20 protein-coding genes and 1 pseudogene are annotated in these 20,750 nt (G+C 50.7%); 1 reads left to right on the forward strand and 20 read right to left on the reverse strand.

Annotated elements, in window-relative coordinates:
* Nucleotides 1-65: 65 nt before the first annotated feature.
* Together NSQ73_RS18880 and NSQ73_RS18885 are read right to left on the reverse strand one after the other, a co-directional pair.
* Nucleotides 66-599: a hypothetical protein gene (locus NSQ73_RS18880; RefSeq protein ID WP_340987651.1), complete on the reverse strand. Its 534-nt coding sequence runs from the start codon at nucleotides 597-599 to the stop codon at nucleotides 66-68.
* Between the two features lies 1 nt (nucleotide 600).
* Entirely contained in the window at nucleotides 601-2,133 is a 1,533-nt protein-coding gene (locus NSQ73_RS18885; protein ID WP_340987652.1) for a DUF4153 domain-containing protein, read from the reverse strand.
* A gap of 114 nt (nucleotides 2,134-2,247) precedes the next feature.
* Here NSQ73_RS18885 and NSQ73_RS18890 point away from each other — a divergent pair, with 114 nt between their 5' ends.
* Nucleotides 2,248-3,924: an ABC transporter substrate-binding protein gene (locus tag NSQ73_RS18890; RefSeq protein ID WP_340987653.1), complete on the forward strand. Its 1,677-nt coding sequence runs from the start codon at nucleotides 2,248-2,250 to the stop codon at nucleotides 3,922-3,924.
* A 115-nt stretch (nucleotides 3,925-4,039) separates the two neighbouring features.
* Here the strand turns inward: NSQ73_RS18890 and NSQ73_RS18895 are convergent, their stop codons facing one another.
* The 18 genes and pseudogenes from NSQ73_RS18895 to NSQ73_RS18980 all read right to left on the reverse strand — a co-directional run bounded on the left by NSQ73_RS18895 (nucleotide 4,040) and on the right by NSQ73_RS18980 (nucleotide 20,728).
* Complete coding sequence (locus tag NSQ73_RS18895; RefSeq protein WP_340987654.1) at nucleotides 4,040-4,531, reverse strand: DinB family protein; 492 nt, start codon at nucleotides 4,529-4,531, stop codon at nucleotides 4,040-4,042.
* A gap of 63 nt (nucleotides 4,532-4,594) precedes the next feature.
* Nucleotides 4,595-5,074, reverse strand: a complete 480-nt coding sequence (locus tag NSQ73_RS18900; RefSeq protein WP_340989324.1) for a DUF3658 domain-containing protein — start codon at nucleotides 5,072-5,074, stop codon at nucleotides 4,595-4,597.
* A gap of 12 nt (nucleotides 5,075-5,086) precedes the next feature.
* A pseudogene (locus tag NSQ73_RS18905) lies at nucleotides 5,087-5,671 on the reverse strand (DUF1835 domain-containing protein); the annotation flags it as partial.
* A 24-nt stretch (nucleotides 5,672-5,695) separates the two neighbouring features.
* Nucleotides 5,696-6,523, reverse strand: coding sequence for a stalk domain-containing protein (locus tag NSQ73_RS18910; RefSeq protein ID WP_340987655.1), 828 nt, complete (start codon nucleotides 6,521-6,523; stop codon nucleotides 5,696-5,698).
* A gap of 796 nt (nucleotides 6,524-7,319) precedes the next feature.
* A complete protein-coding gene (locus NSQ73_RS18915; RefSeq protein ID WP_340987656.1) occupies nucleotides 7,320-8,144 on the reverse strand; it encodes a carbohydrate ABC transporter permease in 825 nt (274 codons plus the stop codon).
* On the reverse strand, nucleotides 8,137-9,033 hold the full coding sequence (locus NSQ73_RS18920; RefSeq protein WP_340987657.1) for a carbohydrate ABC transporter permease: 897 nt from the start codon (nucleotides 9,031-9,033) through the stop codon (nucleotides 8,137-8,139). Before NSQ73_RS18920 ends, NSQ73_RS18915 begins: the two co-directional genes overlap by 8 nt.
* Nucleotides 9,034-9,243: 210 nt before the next feature.
* Entirely contained in the window at nucleotides 9,244-10,584 is a 1,341-nt protein-coding gene (locus NSQ73_RS18925; protein WP_340987658.1) for an ABC transporter substrate-binding protein, read from the reverse strand.
* A gap of 186 nt (nucleotides 10,585-10,770) precedes the next feature.
* Nucleotides 10,771-12,552 (reverse strand): sensor histidine kinase, encoded by a 1,782-nt coding sequence (locus tag NSQ73_RS18930; RefSeq protein WP_340987659.1) that lies wholly within the window; start codon nucleotides 12,550-12,552, stop codon nucleotides 10,771-10,773.
* 5 nt (nucleotides 12,553-12,557) lie between these two features.
* On the reverse strand, nucleotides 12,558-14,183 hold the full coding sequence (locus NSQ73_RS18935) for a response regulator transcription factor (RefSeq protein WP_340987660.1): 1,626 nt from the start codon (nucleotides 14,181-14,183) through the stop codon (nucleotides 12,558-12,560).
* Nucleotides 14,184-14,609: 426 nt separating this feature from the next.
* Nucleotides 14,610-14,849, reverse strand: coding sequence for a hypothetical protein (locus tag NSQ73_RS18940; protein WP_340987661.1), 240 nt, complete (start codon nucleotides 14,847-14,849; stop codon nucleotides 14,610-14,612).
* Entirely contained in the window at nucleotides 14,846-15,406 is a 561-nt protein-coding gene (locus NSQ73_RS18945; protein ID WP_340987662.1) for an alpha/beta fold hydrolase, read from the reverse strand. Before NSQ73_RS18945 ends, NSQ73_RS18940 begins: the two co-directional genes overlap by 4 nt.
* A 54-nt stretch (nucleotides 15,407-15,460) precedes the next feature.
* The gene (locus NSQ73_RS18950) at nucleotides 15,461-15,904 is read right to left on the reverse strand and encodes a GNAT family N-acetyltransferase (protein WP_076246598.1); all 444 of its coding nucleotides are present in this window, start codon (nucleotides 15,902-15,904) and stop codon (nucleotides 15,461-15,463) included.
* Nucleotides 15,905-15,941: 37 nt separating this feature from the next.
* Nucleotides 15,942-16,511, reverse strand: a complete 570-nt coding sequence (locus NSQ73_RS18955) for a histidine phosphatase family protein (protein ID WP_340987663.1) — start codon at nucleotides 16,509-16,511, stop codon at nucleotides 15,942-15,944.
* A 68-nt stretch (nucleotides 16,512-16,579) separates the two neighbouring features.
* Nucleotides 16,580-17,029, reverse strand: a complete 450-nt coding sequence (locus NSQ73_RS18960) for a hypothetical protein (protein WP_340987664.1) — start codon at nucleotides 17,027-17,029, stop codon at nucleotides 16,580-16,582.
* Between the two features lie 64 nt (nucleotides 17,030-17,093).
* Nucleotides 17,094-17,627, reverse strand: a complete 534-nt coding sequence (locus tag NSQ73_RS18965; RefSeq protein ID WP_340987665.1) for an AAA family ATPase — start codon at nucleotides 17,625-17,627, stop codon at nucleotides 17,094-17,096.
* Nucleotides 17,624-18,556, reverse strand: coding sequence for a hypothetical protein (locus tag NSQ73_RS18970; RefSeq protein WP_340987666.1), 933 nt, complete (start codon nucleotides 18,554-18,556; stop codon nucleotides 17,624-17,626). The genes NSQ73_RS18965 and NSQ73_RS18970 overlap by 4 nt, the downstream gene beginning before the upstream one ends.
* A gap of 198 nt (nucleotides 18,557-18,754) precedes the next feature.
* A complete protein-coding gene (locus NSQ73_RS18975; protein ID WP_340987667.1) occupies nucleotides 18,755-20,161 on the reverse strand; it encodes an NAD-dependent malic enzyme in 1,407 nt (468 codons plus the stop codon).
* Between the two features lie 75 nt (nucleotides 20,162-20,236).
* Nucleotides 20,237-20,728, reverse strand: a complete 492-nt coding sequence (locus NSQ73_RS18980; RefSeq protein ID WP_340987668.1) for a hypothetical protein — start codon at nucleotides 20,726-20,728, stop codon at nucleotides 20,237-20,239.
* Nucleotides 20,729-20,750: the final 22 nt, after the last annotated feature.

Genomic DNA, 20,750 nt, shown 5'->3' on the forward strand with positions numbered 1-20,750 from the left:
CGCCGTGTAAAGTCAATCTTATGTTCAAACTGTACCACAGCTCCAGGGCAAAGGGCTAACCGGCGTTACTTCATATCGGCGTCGTCCAGGCGGATTTCAGCTACAGTTGCATCCGGAGAACACCAGAATTCCAAAGTTACCCCTTGTTTATGATCAATGTATCCGATAATATCTGCGGTCTGCTCATTGCTTTTGTAATATTTGCTTCCATACAGGTCAAGCACACTTTGTTTGGTGTCTCCCAGTCCGATGCCTAAGGCTGTATGGAGCGGATCATCCGAACGGTTATTATCCGTGGCGGTGATCATGATCCGCTTAATCAGACCGCCGTCAGGGCCGGAATGGACAGAGGCAGTGACAAGACCGTCCTCCCAATGATAGTAATCATACAGATCATTATCCTCTTTACTTAACGGGCTGCCTAACTGCTTAAGCAGGTAACTGTCATTAATATTGTCATGCAGGTTCACACCGGCGATCGCTTCGCGGGCAAGGTCTGTGGAAGGCGTCAGCTTTTCGGAATATGCCGAGAATTGATAGACACCGAAACCCGCAATGATCACCGCAATCAGAATAAATACTATCCGTTTTATCCCCATATTAGTGTGCAACGCCCTTCTCAAAATAATGTTCCAGTTCCCTACGCTCCTGGAACTTGGCTAGATTGAAGGATGGCCAGCTCTTCAGCGGCTCTGACCGGTCAGACAAACGGCTGTGCAGCGCTTCGTCAAGAATACCCTTCTCCTGCTTGCTGAACTCAATCAGCTCCGGAACCACATCCGCGGACAATCCGGCCAGATAATTGGCATCCAGGGTGCCGCTTGCGGCGTACCGCTGAATATTTTGCCTGGCGATAATATGATCCATCCCGATATAGTTCATCAGCACATAAGACAGCAAACCGAGCACGATGTAACACTTAAGCAATGGGAATTCTGCCCGGCTGATCCGTACCGCAGCCAGAACAAGCAGCAGCCCGAGGAAGATCATGAAGGCATGCACCAGGAAGCGGATATAGGTATAGCCATACGCTTCTTCATACAATGTCAGCCGTGAGTAGGCAGAGTAGAGCATAACCATCGAGCACAGAACCAGAATATAGAGCAGAATCTGAATTACCCGCTTTAGCCCGCCGCCTGCTTTGCGCACCGCCAGCAAGGAGAGCAGCAGAATAGCGAAATTGATCGCTGTCACCAGAATCAGCTCAAAGAATCCGCTCCGTGCATAATCCGCATAGGTCTTGTCATCCGGCAGAATGCCTTCCCAGGCTCCGAACAAATACGAGAATTGCACGCTCACAAACAGCATGTATACGGCATTGATCACCGCCAGAACCGTAGTAATGATGATCGGATCATCAACGCCGATGCTTTCCTCCTCCGGTTCATTCACATCCTGCTCTGTCAGAGTATCCAGCCCTCCAGGCGGATAGGTCCGGATATAGGACTTACTGTCAATGAATCCCCACACAAAGCCGAACATCCCGAGGCCAAGCAGGATAATCCACAACGCCCTGCTGATCCATTCGCCAAAGGAGATATTGTCAAAGTAACCCGGGAGCTCTGACAGCAGCCGGTTGAATACCCCATCCGCCGTGGAGAGAAGCGAGGTGACGATCAGCAGCAGCGGAACGGAAATCAGCAGCCCGATTACTATACGGATCAGAACCTGCTTGCGTGCATTAGACACCCCGCCCTGGTTACGGCGTAACAGCTTCACCGCTGTGTTCCAGTGGCGCAGGCTCTGGGGGAAGAAATGCTCCAAAGCCGCTCCGATCAGCCCGAAGCCGCTCCAGGAGGGCAGGCGGTAACTGAACATATAAGTCATATGTAATAGAATCAGCGCCGGAATGACAAGAAAATTCAGCCCGAAGAAAAACCAGTTGCCAAACAGTGCGTACGTCAGCGACAAAAGGAAGACTGAACCCGTCCACATATAGCTGAACCAGTTGTGCTTACGCAGCTTCTCCTTGCCGAAATAGAACATAAAGGCGTAGAACAGCACTACAAAAATAGGGTAAGAGATTCCGGGCATCTTGCCGTAGAACAGGAACTGATGCACAAGCGCAAGCAGAAACGCGGCCAACAAAACAACGCGCGCAAACCCCGGTTTGGATACGGTTTGATTGTCCATGGTAAATTCCTCCATCTTTTTACTTTCCTACCCTGATTCTAGCTGATAAAATAAGAAGAAAAAGAGAAATATATTATTATTAATTTCCTATTTTGTGAAAGGAGAACCCTATAAATGAAGCTACACAGTCAATTTCTGAAGCTGCATTCGCATCATGGAGGCCCGGCAGAGGTCCTTGTTACTCTCGATGAGCTGGCCTTGACCCTCGGCTGTACCCACCGCAATGCACTGCATGTGATCCGCAAAATGGTAGAAATGAACTGGATCACCTGGACGCCCAGCCGGGGACGGGGGCGGCGCTCCAAGCTGGTGTTCCTCGCAGCCTCCGAGGATATTGCCCTGGAATCCATGATGCAGGCCATCAGCAGCAAGGATATCAGCAGCGCTCTGGAGGGAATCCGCGGACATGCGCGCACCTCCGCCCTGCAGGATACACTCCAGGGCTGGCTGCTGGCTTACTTCGGGCATCACGCCGAGATGCAGAGCGACAAGCGGATTGATACGCTGCGGCTGCCGGTCACGCAGCAGCTGCATACCTTCGATCCGCTGTATATGAATCTGCTGGCAGAGTCTTTTGTTTCCAGCCATGTTTTTGACGGTCTGGTCGGCCGCAGCGGCGAACGCGGCAAAGTGATCCCCGGTCTGGCCCATGCCTGGGAGATTGACGAAGCCCGTACCGCGTGGACCTTCCATCTGCGCAAAGAAGTTCTGTTCCATCACGGCAAGGTACTGACCGCCGAGGATGTGGTCTACTCGTTTGAACGGATGATGTCTACCTCGCAGCGGACGCTGTACAGCTATATTTTCAAGGAAATTCAGGAAGTTAGAGCACTGAATGCCTCCACCGTCCGCATTCTGCTGAAGAAGCCGAACGAGCTCTTCCTCCCGTTCCTCTGCACCAGCCGGGCGGCGATCGTCCCCCGTGACCTGCAGTCCATCGGTGAGAATGTATTTGGACGAAGACCTGCGGGAACGGGGCCTTTCAAGGTAGTGGAGATGAGCGAGGATACTTGCGTGCTGGAGGTGTTCCCTTATTATTTTCAGGGGCGGGCCCATCTGGATCGTGTGGAAATCATCTATGTACCTTGGGGGCTTGCGCCGGGACCCTCCGAGACGGGTTCGGGCTTCCATGTCATTCCGAATCCGCAGGCAGCGGGTACCGGCTCCCTGAGCAAGATTCATTCCGAATCCTCGGTACGCAAATTCGTCACCTGCAACACCAAAAAAAAGGGACCGCTAAGCGATCCCCTTCTCCGTGCCGATATTCTGTCCTGTCTGCATGAAGCTCCCCGTGAACCTTTCACGCATTCAGCCGGTCTTCCGGCGGCAGCACTGCAGATTGCCACCATTCCGCAGTATGCCGGGGACGCTGAATACATTGCAGCAAGGCTGAAGCAGCACGGGTATGCCTGTAAGGTGGTCTCCGTATCCCCGGAGGAATTCAAGGGACCGATCCGCCTGCAATCGGATCTGATTGTCTTCTCCCTGCTCCGTGATCAGGATGAACAGCTGCGGCTGTACGATCTGTATCTGACACTATCGCAGCATATTGAGCCGCGCACCCGCGCCGACATTGAAGGCAGACTGCATATGATCTCCCGCGAGCCTGACGCCGCTGCCCGGACAGAAGGCTTCAGGATTATCGAGGACAGCCTGACCCGGGATCATCAGCTGCACATCCTGTACGAGAAGCCTGCCGAGACGGCTTATCTGCCCTCTGTCCGTGGCGTTACCTTCAACAGCCAGGGCTGGGTGGATCTGCGTCACCTTTGGTTTCCGCCGGAGCTGTAAAGCTAATCTAAGCTTCGCCCGCCTTGGATGCGGCCTTTTCAACACTCAGATTTGTATCTTGTTCATGCCTGCTGGCAGTGTAAAATTAAGTCTGAAAGAGGACTAAAAGCATCCTTTATTCTCTGCCGGGCAAACTGCCCGCAAGCCCTCTGCCCACCAGATTGGCGGATACCGGCTTCCTGCCCAGCTCCCTGGACCATATAGAGAGCTGGCCGGAATGATGAATCTCATGAGCGATAATATGGCGCATAATCTCACCCCAGGCATCCTCAATTACCCGTCCATCAGCCCGCTCATCCTTCAGTATGTTCTGCTCCAGCCCCTCATGCCAGGCCAGCACGAACTGCTCCACCTCCGGCCGGAACCTTGCATCCAGCTCCCTGATCTTCTGCAGTGTGCCATACTCCAGGAAATCCGCCCGAAAATCAGGCTTACCCTCCATATCCCGGATCCAGCTCAATTCCACATCGATAATATGAACCAGCGTCTTCAGGATTCCGCCCATTCCGCCAGTCCGTTCCTTCAGCAGTTCTTCCTCCGGCAGCTCCTCACACCATTTGTACCATTCCTCGCGGACCATCCAGTTATAACGGAATAATGTTTGCATAGGCTGCCTCCTGAATTGTAATGTAATTTTTAACTTCCGGCATTCAACGTTCTGTTTCCCTGCTCAGTTTGCTTTGCGTCTGACACTGTAGAATCTCAGCGCTGTCGGAACGCCCTTAATCTCCAGGATACCGCTATAGATCAGTTCTCTCACCCTATATTCGAAAAAAGCGTCCCCGATATATTGGTCGCAATATCCCAGCGCCTCTCCGACTAACCGGGCTGATTTCAGGAATCCGTCATCTCCGGAAGGCGGCTTCAGATAGTCCAGCTTCTCCAGCAGGTAGCTGTCATAATAATCAGCCGGAACCTCAAGCACAGCATCCTCTTGCCATATCCGCAATACCTGGGACTGTTCTGAGATGTTCTGCCACTCCAGGTCCAGCCGCGTGATATCCGCAGCAGTAAGCTTGTTGCCGTCCTGAATGCGCAGCAGCGCCTCCCGAAGCTTATCGGCCGGAATCTCACCGGAACTACGGTATTTGATGGAGGCATCCGGAGTGTTGTACAGCTCTTCACAAGTTGCACAGGCATCACATACCACAATCCCGCTCTGTCTGCTCCCCAGCAGATGAACAGCAAGACGCAGCCCGGTCTGCTCATTAGCATTACCGCTGGTCCAGATAACGACCTCGGCCTGTCCGGGAATCTGCACAAGCTTGTCCATAAGCTCCGAATACATTTCTTCGCACTCATCAGAAGCGGTAGTGTATCCTACGATATTCTGGAAGAACCATTCACTCCGGGCCATCCTTCCCTACGGCGAATCCAGCTGGCCCAGCGGACCTATGGCATAATTCTCCCGCAGTGTAACAAGCTTGTGCGAGTCTGTCCAGCCTAGCCCTGTCAACGCTTGCTTCATGCCTCCGGCGAAGGAATCACCGCATACGATATGCACATGGGTACAATCCGGTGAGGGGTCCCATAATTCCCGCTTTTTGGGAGTATCCATCAGACTGGTGTAGTATCCCAGCAGGCTGGCAACCGGTCCCGCGATATGTTCATCAAGCGGTGCTTCATGCCGCTCACTCTGTTCCTTTAACCGCTTGATCTGCGCCAGAATCCGCATGAAATACAAGTGTACTTCATCTTCCTTCAAGCCGCTAACAGCGTTTACGATTTCCTGCATATCTTTCATCATCTGATTCCACCTTTGTTCAGGTAATTATATGGGGGAGCGGTCAAGCAGCCTCCCTTTGACAAGCAAATAAAGCGGGGGATAGGGCGATTGCTTCTGAGCGGTAACCAAGGTGAACCCGTCCTTCCCGACAGCCGGTCTGTCCCGTTTCTGCACCGGGAACTGGACCGAATCTTTAAACACCACATATGCTGCCACATCCGCTGCTCCTGCCGGAATATCATTTCCGGTTATATTCTGCGACTTGACAGTAAAGCTGCCCTTTGCCGCGTCAAACGTGTACGAGACAGGACGGAAAGCATCGTTGCTGATAATCGCCCCCGGCGGTGCTCCAAAGGCGCTTCTCTCCAAATCCTCTATCGCTAATTTAATAATATCCGTCTGCATCAGAGTGTCCCCTGTCAATGTATAGAGATGATTACTCTGATCCCATTTACTCACGATGCCCAAACTGCCCGCCAGCACACTGACCGGGATGAACATCGAATTCTGCTCCAATACCGGAATCGTATCCATGGAGCGGGCAACCCCGTTAACCGAAACGGACTTCAACCTAATCGTGAACATAACCGTTACATCATCCATTCCGATTGTAGCAGTTTTACTTTTGGCATCATAGCTGACCTTCGCCCCGAGCAGCTCGCTGATCGAGCGCAATGGAATCATCATTCGTCCCTGTGAATCCACATATGGAGCTTTCGGTGCCGTATATAGCACACAATAATCGTTGATCTTCAGCAATACCGGGTATTCTTTGGACGCTGCCTGTACCTTGCCCGGATTCCCTCCTGCTAACAATACTAAGCTCATTCCCGCTGCCAGCAGCCCCGCCAGTAGCTTCTTTGTCTGCTTCATAGTATAAATCATCCTCTCATTCTGCTCCGGTTGAAATAATGTAGCGCTCCCGCTACTGCGGCTCTTGTTAAGTTAACGCATGCAACGATTAAACTAGTACCCGTATCAGGTTAAACCTAATGACAAAACCTTGGTAAATCGCCTGCTGAGGGTTGCCGTGACCCGATTACGGTACACCTCCGTTACGCTTAACTGCACTTTGTACAACTAAAACGTCTGATTTACAAACGATTCTCCGTTTAGTTGTATTTCGTACAACTAAAGAGGCCATGTATATGGGTTCTCACCCATTCAAGCAAATTTAGTTGTACAAACTACACTTAAAAGAGGCGAGTCTACCTTTTCGCTGTTTTTAATTGTACAGAATACAACTATTGCTGAATTCCGCTTGGGGCTGAATACATCAATTGCTGCATTGTTGAACGAACACCGCTCCAGCCGCCACATTCGGGATGAATGTCCGCAGTTAAGCAACTCATCTTATCCCTCTCCTTCCCCCTAATTTAACCCTCGTCTAGTAAAATAAGCAAGCGAAAGAGGCAAGCAGCATCCATTCTGCTGCTTGCCTCTTTCGCGATTCTCCCCTGCCACACCCCACATAAATGAACTTAAGAATTTCACAACAGGGCTTGCGTACGGAGGGGGATTTTTGGAACTGTAGGAGCGGTAGCGTCCGCCTTTGTCTCCGGATTTCATCCGCTATAAGCGGCTAGAATCAAGAAATCTGGAGACAACAGCGGCCGGAAGTCCAAAATATCCACCGTAGCTACGCCCCGCCCCAAGTGAACTCTTCTGTTCATTTCACCGACCCGATCATCCCAGCCACAAACTGCTTCTGCATCACAAAGAACACCAGCGCCGTCGGGATCGTGCCGATCACAATCGCGATCATAATCATGCCGTAGTCCGGGGCGTAGCCCGAGCCCAGAGTAGAGATCAGGAGCGGCATCGTCTTCGTCTGCGGGGTCTGCAGCACGATCAGCGGCCAGAGATAATTGTTCCAGCTCGACATGAATGTGATGATTGCCCCGGCGGCATAAGTGGTTTTCATGGTGGGCAGATAGATGCGCAGGAAGATGCCCACCTCGCTAAGCCCATCCATCCGGCCGGCCTCCAGCAGCTCCTTCGGGAACATCTTCGTACTCTGCCGGAAGAAGAAAATCAGGAACGCCGTAGTCACCGTAGGCAGAATGACCGAAGTCATTGTATCAATGCCCATCCACGGGAACACATTGGAGATTTTGCCGAACATCCGGTACAGCGGAATCATCAGCGCGGCGAACGGAATCATCATCGACAGCAGCAGGATGTTGAACACAATATCCTTCGAGCGGCTGCGGAAGACTTCGAAGCCGTAACCGGCCAGCGAGGCAATCAGCAGCGCCAGCAGGGTGGTGGTTATCGAGATTTTAGCAGAATTGATCAGGGATAACTGCAGATCTGTGGTGTCCAGCAGCTTCTGGAAATTATCCAGCAGATGTGTTCCGGGCAGCAGCCGCCCGCGGGTGACGTCAACCGACTTGTTCGTGGAGCTGACCACCATCCACAAGAACGGGAAGATCGAGACGATGGCCGCGATGCTGAGGAACAGATACATGAAGAAACGTTTGCTCTTAGCCATTTTTATCACCTGCCACTTTGAACTGGATGACCGACAGCAGCGCAATCATAATCACGATGGAATACGATACAGTGGCTGCATAGCCGAAGTCCGCTGAATATTTGAACGACAAATTATAAATGTACTGGGAGATCGTCTGTGTTGCATTTCCCGGACCGCCCTTCGTAATATTCATGACCTCATCGAACAGCTGCAGGGTACCGATGGTGGATGTGATCGAGGTAAACAGGATGATCGGCTTCAGCAGCGGGACAGTAATTCCGAAGAACTGCCGTGACGCCGAAGCCCCATCAATTCTGGCGGCCTCGTAGATTGAATTGTCAATATTTTGCAGGGCGGACAGATAAAAAATCATATTGTAGCCCGTCCAGCGCCACGTGATCGCGATAATAATCGTAATTTTGGCCCAGAACGGATCGGTGATCCATTCAATCGGGGCACTGACCAGCTGCAGCTTCAGCAGCATGGTGTTTACCAGTCCATTGCCGGCGAACAAATATTTGAACACTACGGAATAGGCAACCAGCGAAGTTACACAGGGCAGGAAGATCGCCGTCCGGAAAAACCCTTTGAATTTCAGCTTACTGTCATTCAGCAGCACTGAGATAAACAGCGCCAGTACAATCATCAGCGGCACTTGAACCAGCAGATAGATGAAGGTGTTCTTCACGGAAGTAAGGAATGTTTTGTCTGAGAGCAGCCGTGTATAGTTGTCGAATCCGGTGAAGGTAAGATTGCTGCCGGTTCCTGTCTGGAACGACAGAATCAGCGCCTGGAGCATCGGGTAGAAATAGAAGACGAAGATCAGAATGACCGCAAGCAGGACGAAGGACCATCCGGTCAATACGCTTTTGGTACGGATACTCACGCTCGAATTTGTTTTTTTCACATCGGCCCAGCCCCTTCATGGTATTCAAGTAGAAACGGCTTTGCCGTCCTTTTTTAGGACGGTACCGTTTCAGCGAGAAAGATAAGGATAATTTATGCGCGGAGCATATAAATTCTTATCTTTTAAAATAAACCCCGGACGCTGCCCCGCCCTCCTGAAAGCCCGGAAGCCGCCGGCCACGCCCAAGGTTTACCTGTGTGCAAGACTCAGCTATTTAATCTGTGATTCAGCCTGGGCCTGGGCATCGCTCAGCACACTGTCAATGTCCTTGCCGTTCAGATAGTTCTGCATTTCTACAATGAGGATGTCTTCAATTGCGTAAGTATTGATACCGTAATTGACACTTGGAATCTGCTCTGTCCAGGCGGCGAAATCCGATACAATCTTCTGGCCGCTGAAGAATTCATTGGCCTGGCTGTAAGCTTCTCCGCCCGCTGCCGCTTTGAAGGTACCGATAACACCGATGTCTGTGAGCAGCTTCTGATACATTTCCACATTGGAGCCGAAGGTCTTTGCCATGAAGTCAGCTGCAGTTTCCTTGCCGTCCACATTCATCACATACCATGAGCTTCCGCCGAGATTCGAGGCATGAACCGATTCATTCGCAGTCAGCTTGGGAAGCGGTGCGATCCCCCATTTGCCGGATTGTGTAGCTTCAGCGGTGATCGATGGAGTGATCCAGTTACCTGTCGGTACCGAAGCGACGTCCCCGCTGTTCAGAGCAGCTACGAACTGGCTCCAGTCCGCATGCACCTTAGCCACATTGGATTCCATAATTTGTTTATAGATTTCAAAAGCTTCCTTCAGCGGCGCATTGCCGGCAATATTCGGCGTCTTGCCGTCTTCCTTCAGATACCATTCACCGGCGGATTGAATCATCACACGGATTAGTCCAAGGTCGTTCGGGTCCAGTGTAATCAGCGCCTTGCCGGTCTTCTCTTTCACGGCTTTGCCGATTTCAATATATTTGTTCCAGTCAATATCCTGCAGATCGGCCAGCTTATAGCCTGCCTGCTCCAGATAATCGGTTCTGACATAGAGTCCGGTTACGCCGGAGTCAAAAGGAATTCCGTACTGCTTGCCGTCCAGGCTGGTCGGTCCGCTTTTGTAATCCGCGAAGTCAGAGCCTTTGATCGAGCCGCTCAGGTCGTAGAAGGAATCCTTATACGATTGAAGGAAGCTCTGGGAACGGTAGTCCTCAATCAGTACGATATTCGGCAGGCCTTTGGTTGTTCCAGAGTTCAGCCCAGTGTTCAGCTTCTGGATAATATCAGCCTGTGCATATTCTACAATGTTGACTTTTACATCAGGGTTGGTTTTGGCATATTCCGCTTTGGCCACTTCCAGTGCGGCAATATTGAATGCAGGGTCCCAGGCCCAAATTGTAATTTCTTTTGCCTGAGCAGGTTCTGTGGTTGCTGTGTTTCCGGCTGTTCCGGTATCCGCAGCTGCATTCCCTGTGTTCTTGGAGCCGGAACCTGAGTTCGAATTGGAGCTGCAGGCTGTAAGCATAAGCAGGCAAATCAGCAATAACGCAATGCCTTTTTTCATTTGTAATCCTCCCCTTTGATGCGCTTTTATGAGTCCGCTTCCATGTAAGCGCTTATTTATTACATAAGTAATCTTATCATCCGCGTAAGAGGACCCGTTAGAACTTACTTTATAGGGATTTGTCATTTTTTCGCCTTATTGTAAGCGCTGCCTATCTGCAATTTGTTCTTTTTTTAGATAATGGTATTATTTTTGTCCCGGGATCAGCGGCAGACGGATTCTAATGGCTGTCCCCTCACCAGGGACGCTTTTAATAGTAATCCCGTACTCTTCGCCGTACATCAGCACCAGCCGTTCATGCACATTCTTGATCCCAATCCCGGTGAACAGCTGGCGCTTGCTCGCAGGCCCGGACATGGAGAGATCCGCTTCTCCGGTATCCATACCGTCTCCATTGTCAACAACCTCACAGAGCAGGGAACCGGCATCCTGGGAGATGAGGATATGAATATACCCGCCGCTTTTCTTCGTAAACGCATGGAAAAAAGCATTCTCAATAAACGGCTGAATGATCAGCTTCGGCAGATGGAAGTCCATACAGTCCGGTGAGATGAAGAAATTCACTCTGATCCGTTCCCCGTAGCGCACATGGTTGATAAACACATAGGACTTCAGATTCTCCAGCTCCTGCGCTACCGTGATGCTCTCACTGACGTTACTCAGCGCATTCTGCAGCATCGAGATCAGGGCATGAATCGTGTGAACCGCCTTCTCTTGGCTGCCCTGCTGCACCAGGAAGTTGACCGAGGCCAGCGTATTATACAGAAAATGCGGGTTAATCTGATGCTGCAGGGCCGCCAGCTCGGCATTCCGCTGCTCCTTCTGTGTCTCGACCAGCTTCTCTACATAATCATTCAGCTCATCAAGCATATAGTTATAGGCATGTCCAAGCTCCTGAAATTCAAAGCTGCCGGTTACCGTAATGTAATTATGGAAGTTCCGCTGGGTAATCTTGGACATCTGCCGGGTCAGCAGGGTTAGCGACCGGGTCAGCCTTCTGAAGATCAGGAACACGACGATCAGGGCCACGATGACGATGGCTGAGCAGATCAGCACCACCATTTTACCGTTGACCATCTGGCCGAGGGCCGTCTTTTTATCAATCAGATTCACAATATAGAAATCATAGGAAGACAGATAATCCGCAATCAGAATGGAATCTGTGCCGCGGAAATCAACATTTTTGTAATCCAGCTGCTTCTCTTCGATCTCCTTGGCAAACCGCAGTAAATCCTCCGCCTGCTGGCCCATCAGATCACTGCGGTTGCTGGAGACAATGACTCCATCCCTGTTCAGAATCGCCACATCATTCCCGGTGCTGACAAAGCTTGCATAGAAGGGGCGGAAGTCCTGCTCATGAATGGTAAAATACAAGGTTCCGTAAATATCGCCCGTTGTGCGTTCCATGAGCGCTTTGCTGGCTACGATCACAGCCTCTTTCTGCGGGGAATCCTTGCTGCTCTCCTCATAGAACTGGTACATCAGCCGTTTCGGCTCTGCCAAGGTATTCTTGGTCAGCTCATGCTGCTGCAGCTCCTGGTCACTCATCAGCAGATTGTTCGTATTGGTGGAATAGCTTCGTCCGTTTTTGCCCATGATTTTGATCCCGACCTGGTAGGAGTCCAGAGTAGACTGGATTTTCTTCATCTGGGTCGTCATATTATAATAGGTCCGCAGCACCCGCAGGGAATTCGAGTCCTCTTCCGTCAGGAAGCTCTTAATTGTGCCGCTCAGCTGTGTGTTGTTGGTGGCAGTAACGATGGAATAATGAAACGATTCGAAGCTCGCCTTAATCTGGCTGATCACCTTGGTATTCGTAATGCTGAAGGTGTTCATGAACAGCTTCTCCGACATGCGGACGGTGGTCCATGAAGAAGCGATGGCTACAGCAATAATGCTGACCAGCATCACGATGAATATTTTGATGAACAGGCTGTGGAATTTGAAGCGGTCCCAATATCTGCGCATAGGCTCTACTCCTGTCCGTAATGCTGACGTCTGTAGCCGCTCGGGGACAAGCCGGTGTATTTCTTGAACACTTTGCAAAAATAGCTGTGATCGCCATATCCGACCATGCTGCTAATCTCGGAAATCGGCGCCTCGCCTGCCCGCAGCAATTCTGCCGCCTTGCCCGTACGGATCGTATTGAGATGCTCCTTGAAGCCCTCCTGGTTATACGTCGTGAACAGACTGGACAGGTAAGAAGGGTTGAAATGAAAATGACGGGCCAGCTCCGTAAGACTCAGCGGTTCGGCGTAGTGCTCCTCCATATACTGGAGCAGCTTGGTCATATTGGCGTTACTGCCCGGGGTCAGTGCTGCCGATGAAGTCAATTCCATGACCCGGGCGAGAAAATGATCCAGAACCTGCACGGCCTCATCCGCTGAGCCCGCCTCATCTATGGCCCGGAACAGCCCGTATTTCCCTTCCTCCAGCTCTCCCAGGTGGCTGAACTGATTCGTCACATTGAAGATAATATTGCCGAGGAAGGACTTGAACTGAAACACATCCCCGTCATATTGCCGGCTTAGCGCATCGACATGCTGATGCAGATCGCCGAACGCCTCCTCCAGCTGCTGGCGCTTCAGCTGCTCCGTGAACTGGGTCAGGTTGAATTTCGGCAGCTGTGCTTCCCTCTGCGGCAGCTCATCGTGGACCAGCAGTACCTGATCCGGCAAAAAGAAGCGGTACTGCCGCAGCTTCAGAACACTCTCCTGATAGACCGCTGCCACCCCGCTGAGCGAACCGAAGGCCCGGCTGAGAGTCAGGCGCAGCTCAGGCTCTTGTCCCGCCAAGGCCTGGGCCAGCTTATTCACAGCCCGCAAGAGCGCCGGCCACTGCTCTTCTTGCAGGTTGACCAGCATCAGTGCCGCGTTCGGCTCGCCGCCAGGGATGATGCACTGCATCAGTCCTGGAACACTACGTTCCAGTTCCCCGGTTACAGCTGCGGTGATGGCTGCCAATGCGTCTGCGTCATTGTCTGCGTTATCAGCACCAGCGGTGGCTGCATTGCTGTCAGCACCGGTAACACCGGCTGGTCCGGTCCGCCCGGTCTCCCAGCCGAGGAAGCTGAAGCAGTCCTGCGGAAGCTGCTGCTTCACGAACTCCTCGCCTTCAGGCTGCAGCCGGTAGCCTGAGATCATCCGGCTGAGCAGGGCATCCAGCCGCTGGGGTGCCGCTTCCGGCTGAACTCCAGCCGCGGAAGCGCCCAGTCCCGGTATACGTTCCCGGGTCTTCTGCAGCACCTGCAGCAGCGACCCGGCTTCCAGCTTCGGCTTCAGAATATAATCGGCCACCCCGTTCTGGAACGTGGAGCGCACATAATGGAACTCGCTGAAGCTGCTCAGCACGATTACCTCTGTAGCCGGATAATCCCGCTTCACTAGGCGTGTTAATTCCTCACCGTCCATCACCGGCATCACAATATCGGTAATGATGATATGCGGCTGCAGGGTCTGCAGCGAATTCAGCGCTTCCTGCCCGTTGGCCGCTTCACCTACAATCTGAAATCCTTCGCGTTCCCAGTCCAGCACATATTTAATCCCCTGCCGGACCAGAATTTCATCGTCCACAATCAGCACTTTGCATATTTGATTCACAGCTGTCCCCCGCCTTCTGTAGTCATGACCACTGGTCCGCCACTCATGAAGGGATTATAAAGCGCTGTCATCAGGATGGTCAAACGGTAATTTTGGGCGGAGAGGTGATAATGCACTCTGGAGAAGTATATTAAGACTACTACGGGGGATGAAATCTAATACAAAGTGTAGCTTAGCGGGATAATTGTATTTCATACAGTTAAAAACGAGGCAAAGCCGGATTTTCCAAGTTTAACTGTATTCAGTACAACTAAAAATAAGAAAAGTGCTCCCTAAGAGAATAAGCAGGTTTTTAGTTGTAGAGAATGCAACTAAATTACAATTGTAAGCCCAATACTTCTTTTTAGTTGTATCAAATACAATTAAAGCTGGAACGTGTACGTCCCAGCTTTACTGAATAATTCATTTATGACTGATTCGAAGGCTTCATCGAATCTTAGTCAGAGATGTATTTCCGAGGATCTCAATAATTGAATCTATAACAACCTGCGGGTTCTCAATATGTATGTTATGTCCGCTGCCCGACGCTTCAACCAGCCTCCCGTTGACTGACCAGTTCTTCAGATCATTTGCCGCTTCCAGGAGCTTCGCTCTGATTATTCTCTTCGTATCTTCTGAAGTCCCGGGATAGAAGTCATTGACTACACCTGATTTGATGACAATCAAGGGAATATCTGTTGCGGGCAACTCCCTGACTTTCCGGTAACCATCCTGCACATTGGAGAACTCACTATGCATGGCCGCAATAGTCTTTTTTTGAAACTCGAAAGAATCTTCAATACTCCGATCTTAGACAGTACTTTTAATACAGAATAGAACTTAACAGCCATAAGCTGTCCCTTAACATGTTCTTCCGGAAAACGGTCTGTTATTTCATCTTCATGCATGGAATCAACCAGCACAACCCCTGCCACGAGCTGCGGATATTTCCCGGTAAACAGCCTAACATTTAATCCTCCGAAGGAATGACCCACAAAAATATAAGGACCCTCAACTCCAGCTTGCAGCAGCAGCTCATAAAGCTCTGATATACACTGCTCATTGGTACGCGGGAACGGCCCTGGTTCACTCCATCCGTAACCTGCGCGATCGTATACGATGACTTGTGTAACCTTGGCAACTTCGGGGGCTACAAGCGACCATAACAAAGCAGATGAACCACAGCCATGCTCAAATACTACGGGGGGCAGACCCTTATTGTTACCTTCGATAATGTTATACAATTTATGATTTCCTACGCTTGTGAGCTTCCCTCTACTCGTTTGCACCTTATCCACCTAATGCGAGCTCAAATGCTTACGGTAGCCCTCCACCCGCTCTTCTTTGTAGCCCATCTTCTCATAAAAAACATGCGCTTCCTTCCGCTTCTCTCCCGACACGAAAATAATATAGTAGCAGTCCCGCTCGTGGGCGATGTCTTCGAGGGCGGTCATCAGTTTTTTGCCAATGCCCTGACGGCGTGCACGCGAAGAGACCACTACATTCTCAATCACCATGAACGGGCGGCAATCCCCAACGAGGTCCTGGCAGACGATCCCCATCATAGAGCCCAGCAATTCCCCGTCTACAAAAGCACCCATTAACACATACCGGCTATCCTCCCGGATGGACCGGAATGCCGTCTCCAGCTTCACCGGATCTGTCGGTCCGCCAATCAGTTCTTCGTACAGCGTGTTTAGCGCCTTAAGCGATTCAATGCCGATTTCTTCGATTGTTACCATAGTCTGTGTGCCCCGCTTTCATATATTTGTGAATCCTTTAGTTCTTCTCATACAGAAATAACTGCCCATTACGCGGAAAAAACATCCGTTCTGCCTTATATCCCCTGCGCCGGAGTTCCCTGTCCAGTACCTTCATGAACGCTCCATGGCTGACGATCAGCACACGCCCTTCCGGTGCAGCTGCTTCAGCTTCTGCCGCTAGAGAATCAATTACCGTATGGGCACGCTGCAGAACAGCCGCTTTGCTCTCCGGTTGAGAGGGATGACCGGCAGTCCAGGACAAACGTGCAAGTACGAGCCAGCAGGAGAGAGGCAGGCGCAGTCCGCTTAGCTTTAATTCACCTAACTGCAGGGCTGCTATACCAATTTCTCTTAGCTGCTCTGTATATACGAACTCTTGAGCATCAAAATAACTTGCCGTATGTACCGCTCTCGCCTGATCACTGCACAGACAAATATCCCACTTCTGCATATTGCTCTTATGTCCCGGTTGCTGAATTGGGGCTGTCTCATATCCCTGTATCCATAGATTGAACTGCTCTCCAGTCAGCCAGGTCCGCTCCGGCTTGTGCTGCACTCTGAAATGCCTAACCAGCCCTAAGCTCATTCCACTGCAACCCTCTCTTTTTTCATCATGGGCAGCCTCTCCTAATCAGTTCCCCGTGGAATTAGCTCTTAATTGCCCTGCTTATCATTTTTGAGTTCAAACTCCTCACTGTGACCGTCCCATTCCACATTTACTTTAATGACGGAATCCTCCCACTCAAATGCACCGGTTCCATCCCCTCCTGAATGCAGCATGTCGAGGCTAACGGGTCCTTCCTGAGTCCGACTGCCACCGCCACTTGTCCCTTTATAGCTGTATTTGAACTGTTTGATCTCTCCGAGGTCTGACTGTTCTCCTTTGTAATGAAGATCAAATGTATACCGTTTGCTGGTTTCGGAATTCTTCACGCGGTCATTTTTGATGGTCAGCTTCTGGCTTGCTGTCTGCTCATATACAGCCGACCAGGTTTCACTCTCGCCTTTGAACGTATAATTGAAATGAGTAGTTTCCGTATTACAGGACGTAAGCAGCATAAGCATGACTCCGAGAAGCAGCAGCGCACGCACGATCTTCTTCATGTTTAGCCCTCTTTTCCATTGCTTATATTGTGAAAAAACAAGCCTGATCCGGTCATGGCCGGATTTACCGGGACATATGGTGCAGTACAGCCGCCACCCGTTCTTCCACTTGCATATCTCCTTCCAAACGCATAACATCACAATTCAGCCCCGCCATCCATTCCTCATGCAGCGCCCGGCTCCGGACCTCCGGTCCAGCCGTATCATAGAGCGCCGCCCACTCCATGAAGGTCTTCACATCCTCATATTTGCTTCCCCCAGGCAGCCCCTCATCGCCATATCGCTCATATTCCCTCGCCCGCAAACGTTCCAGCCGGAGCTGTTCAGGTATCCACAGGAAAATCACCAGATCAAAAGTATCGCGCAGCCCGTCTCCCCATCCGCAGACCGCACCGGACAGAATCCACGGCTCCTGCCGCTCCAAATCGGCACGCAATCTGCTTAGCCGCGCTGCAACCGGAGTTTGCTTACTATATTTCTGCTCCCAGAAATAATCGTCACTGTCCAGATGAACATGCGGAAGCCTTGCCGCGAGCGCCTTACCAAGTGTGGTAGTCCCCGCTCCGGAAGCTCCCATAATATGAATTCTGCGGTTCATAGCGCCTCCTGAATAATTGAATAGATGTTTTCAATTGTATATTTTACCATGTTGATGTTGGTCCGAACATAAGAACAGTTATCCAGTATATATTTTTCAAGATCATTTTTGCTATTAATATATGTAATTGGAATATCACAGCTTTCGTATTCAACTACTTCTGAATTCTTCACTTTCATATGTTTTTGCTCTTTTCTCAAATATTCTACAAGCCGATCGAATTCCCCCTTATCTCCACTAGTATTTCTATAATCGTAATTTAATAAAATGTTAGAATCATTTAATGAATATTTTTTCAGCGCCTGAAAGAAGCTGTTCATGTCTGCAAACTTTGCTGTATTGACAACCGGATCAGAGCTCCAATAGGTGTATAATGAAACGTTGAATTCTTTGTCTCTAAACATTTCAAGATATCCTGTCCATTCGTCAACATACTTTTTCGGTTCTTGCGCTAACGTTGAACTCCCCAAATTGTCTTCATTAAATGAACTCACTGTATAGAAGAACTCATCTCTATTAAAATAATGGGAGATAATCCGGTCGAATCCTCTTTGGACAGGGAGATCATCCCAGTAAAATCGCTCACTTCCCCCTATATAGGCTTTAGTTGAAAATATGATGTCCGGCTCAGCCTCCGAAGAGGCCTTCAGCGTTATCATTTGAAGAGGAGTGTTATAATTCACGGTTCCACGCACTACCTTAAACGGTTCGCCATATTTGCTTTGGAGATACTGAATGGCAAGTTTACTTTCATGTCGATTGCTTACTTTGATCGTATCAATCAGCTGACTCAATCCCAAAATGAGGAATGGCCCAATCATAATAAGCAGTATAATGCTTGCGCAGCCGTATTTTCCGAATCCCGCTTGTTTACCATCTTTAGAAACTCTTCTTTCTCTTACCCGATAGTTATTGTCATCGTGCATCATAGACCTCCATATGCAACAGCCAGCTGATTATTGATTATCAGACGAATGGTACCACAGTAATACCGAGATATTTGTCGAAATTTGTTAATTTAACATAAATATCTCCGCAACCAACACAAAAAAGCCGCAAGCCATAGTGGCCGCAGCTTCATTTGCCTTGTCAGTATTCAAGTTGCTATCCGGGTTAGCACTCTCCGCTCAGCTAATATCCGGCGGAATACGCCGCGCTATCCCGGTAGCGATGGCTGCCTGGATAACAGCAAGACGTACCTGCTCCACTACCTTTTCGTTAAAAATACTCGGAATAATGTACTGCTCATTCCGCTCATCCGGATGGACAACTGCAGCGATGGCCTGTGCCGCCGCCAGCTTCATCTCCAGATTCACGGTCTTCGCCCGGCAGTCCAGCGCTCCGCGGAAGATCCCCGGGAAACAGAGGACGTTATTAATCTGGTTCGGATAATCGCTTCTTCCGGTAGCCAGCACGCGGACAAAAGGCTCAGCCAGCTCCGGTTCAATCTCCGGGTTGGGGTTGGCCATAGCAAACACAATGCTGTCCGGGGCCATGGTCTGCAGATGCTTCACCTGTAGAATCCCTCCACCGGAGACGCCGATGAATACATCCGCACCGCGAATCGCTTCGTCAAGGCCTCCGCTCAGATTCTCCGGATTCGTTGCATCGGCCAGCCAGCTCCATTCGGGATTGGAGTAGTTTTCGTCCCGGTTCAGAATCCCTGCCCGGTCCACGGCATAGATCTGCTTCGCGCCCGCCGCCAGCAGCAGGCGGCAGATCGACACGCCCGCCGCACCGATGCCAACGACAACAATTCTGCAATCGGCAATAACCTTGTCCACTACTTGGAGTGCATTCAGCAGACCGGCCAGCGCTACCACTGCGGTGCCGTGCTGATCATCATGGAAGACCGGAATGTCCAGCTCGGCTGACAGCCGCCGCTCAATCTCGAAGCAGCGCGGAGAGCTGATATCCTCCAGATTGATTCCGCCGAAGCCGGGAGCAACCGCTTTCACAATCCGGATGATTTCATCCGGGTCCTTCGTGTCAAGACACAGCGGAAAAGCATCAATATCCGCCAGCTGCTTGAACAGCATGGCCTTCCCTTCCATCACCGGCATCGCCGCCTCCGGTCCGATATCACCAAGCCCGAGCACTGCGGTGCCGTCGGTAACGACAGCTACCGTATTTCTTTTCATCGTCAGCGAATAGGCCTTTGCGGGATCTTCGGCAATCGCCATACAGACACGGGCCACACCAGGTGTGTAGACCAGGGACAGATCCTCCCGGTTCTTGATCGGCATCTTCGGAGTAATCTCAATTTTGCCGCCGAGATGGGCCAGGAAGGTCCGGTCGGAGACGTTAATGACTTTTATACCCGGCATATTCCTAAGCACACTTATAATCTCTTCATTGGCTGCATCCTGCACATTTACTGTAAGATCCCGGGTCGTCACGTCCTTGCCGCCACGGATGACGTCTATCGCCACGATATCGCCGCCCGCAGACGCGAGCCTTGCTGCCACATCCCCGAAAGACGCTTCAGACTTGCGGATCTCCAGCCGGATAATCATCGTTGTTGCAATTGACATAGAATATGCCTCCCTCATCAGACGAATCTAAGTCCAATATACTACAGTTCACAGATTGTACATAATAATTCCTGCTCAATCCGGAACCTCCCAGTTCTCCGCAAGCTTCAGCAGCTTATTTTCCGCAGCATCTTCATCTCCACCAAGTAATTTGGCTTCAATATAGTAGGTTACAAGGTTATCCTCCGCATGTTTGCCGGGACGCTGAATACATAGCCAATAATAAATAACCTCAGGAGCAGGAAATACAGCACTCCCTTCCTGTGTGAACTTGATCAGCTGCCCTTCTCCTGCCGGAATCGTGACCGGTTTCTTCCACAATATCTCCGAATGATTATAGATACTGATGTAGCCGTCGGGTTGGCTCTGATGGCCAAGTGACAGCTCCATTTGATCGATAACCACTACCCCATTTCCCTGCAGATATTGTACAGGTTCACCTTCACTAATCCGCAGTCTGCTGTGACCAGGAGCGAATCCGGTGCCGTATAGCCAATACAACACTCCCCCGCCCAGAACAAAGCAGACCACAGCTATAAGTACGATCTTTCGCCATTTTCTCCCCAAATGCTATCCACCTTTCTCCAGT

The organism is Paenibacillus sp. FSL R10-2736, assembly GCF_038000245.1.
Taxonomy (GTDB): domain Bacteria; phylum Bacillota; class Bacilli; order Paenibacillales; family Paenibacillaceae; genus Paenibacillus_AQ; species Paenibacillus_AQ phytohabitans.

Coding starts and splice junctions, on each gene's coding strand:
- NSQ73_RS18950 (WP_076246598.1), bottom strand. CDS start 15,904: ATGGTAACAATCGAAGAAATCGGCATTGAATCGCTTAAGGCGCTAAAC.
- NSQ73_RS18880 (WP_340987651.1), bottom strand. CDS start 599: ATGGGGATAAAACGGATAGTATTTATTCTGATTGCGGTGATCATTGCG.
- NSQ73_RS18955 (WP_340987663.1), bottom strand. CDS start 16,511: ATGAGCTTAGGGCTGGTTAGGCATTTCAGAGTGCAGCACAAGCCGGAG.
- NSQ73_RS18930 (WP_340987659.1), bottom strand. CDS start 12,552: ATGCGCAGATATTGGGACCGCTTCAAATTCCACAGCCTGTTCATCAAA.
- NSQ73_RS18925 (WP_340987658.1), bottom strand. CDS start 10,584: ATGAAAAAAGGCATTGCGTTATTGCTGATTTGCCTGCTTATGCTTACA.
- NSQ73_RS18960 (WP_340987664.1), bottom strand. CDS start 17,029: ATGAAGAAGATCGTGCGTGCGCTGCTGCTTCTCGGAGTCATGCTTATG.
- NSQ73_RS18895 (WP_340987654.1), bottom strand. CDS start 4,531: ATGCAAACATTATTCCGTTATAACTGGATGGTCCGCGAGGAATGGTAC.
- NSQ73_RS18970 (WP_340987666.1), bottom strand. CDS start 18,556: ATGATGCACGATGACAATAACTATCGGGTAAGAGAAAGAAGAGTTTCT.
- NSQ73_RS18915 (WP_340987656.1), bottom strand. CDS start 8,144: ATGGCTAAGAGCAAACGTTTCTTCATGTATCTGTTCCTCAGCATCGCG.
- NSQ73_RS18910 (WP_340987655.1), bottom strand. CDS start 6,523: ATGAAGCAGACAAAGAAGCTACTGGCGGGGCTGCTGGCAGCGGGAATG.
- NSQ73_RS18965 (WP_340987665.1), bottom strand. CDS start 17,627: ATGAACCGCAGAATTCATATTATGGGAGCTTCCGGAGCGGGGACTACC.
- NSQ73_RS18885 (WP_340987652.1), bottom strand. CDS start 2,133: ATGGACAATCAAACCGTATCCAAACCGGGGTTTGCGCGCGTTGTTTTG.
- NSQ73_RS18890 (WP_340987653.1), top strand. CDS start 2,248: ATGAAGCTACACAGTCAATTTCTGAAGCTGCATTCGCATCATGGAGGC.
- NSQ73_RS18975 (WP_340987667.1), bottom strand. CDS start 20,161: ATGTCAATTGCAACAACGATGATTATCCGGCTGGAGATCCGCAAGTCT.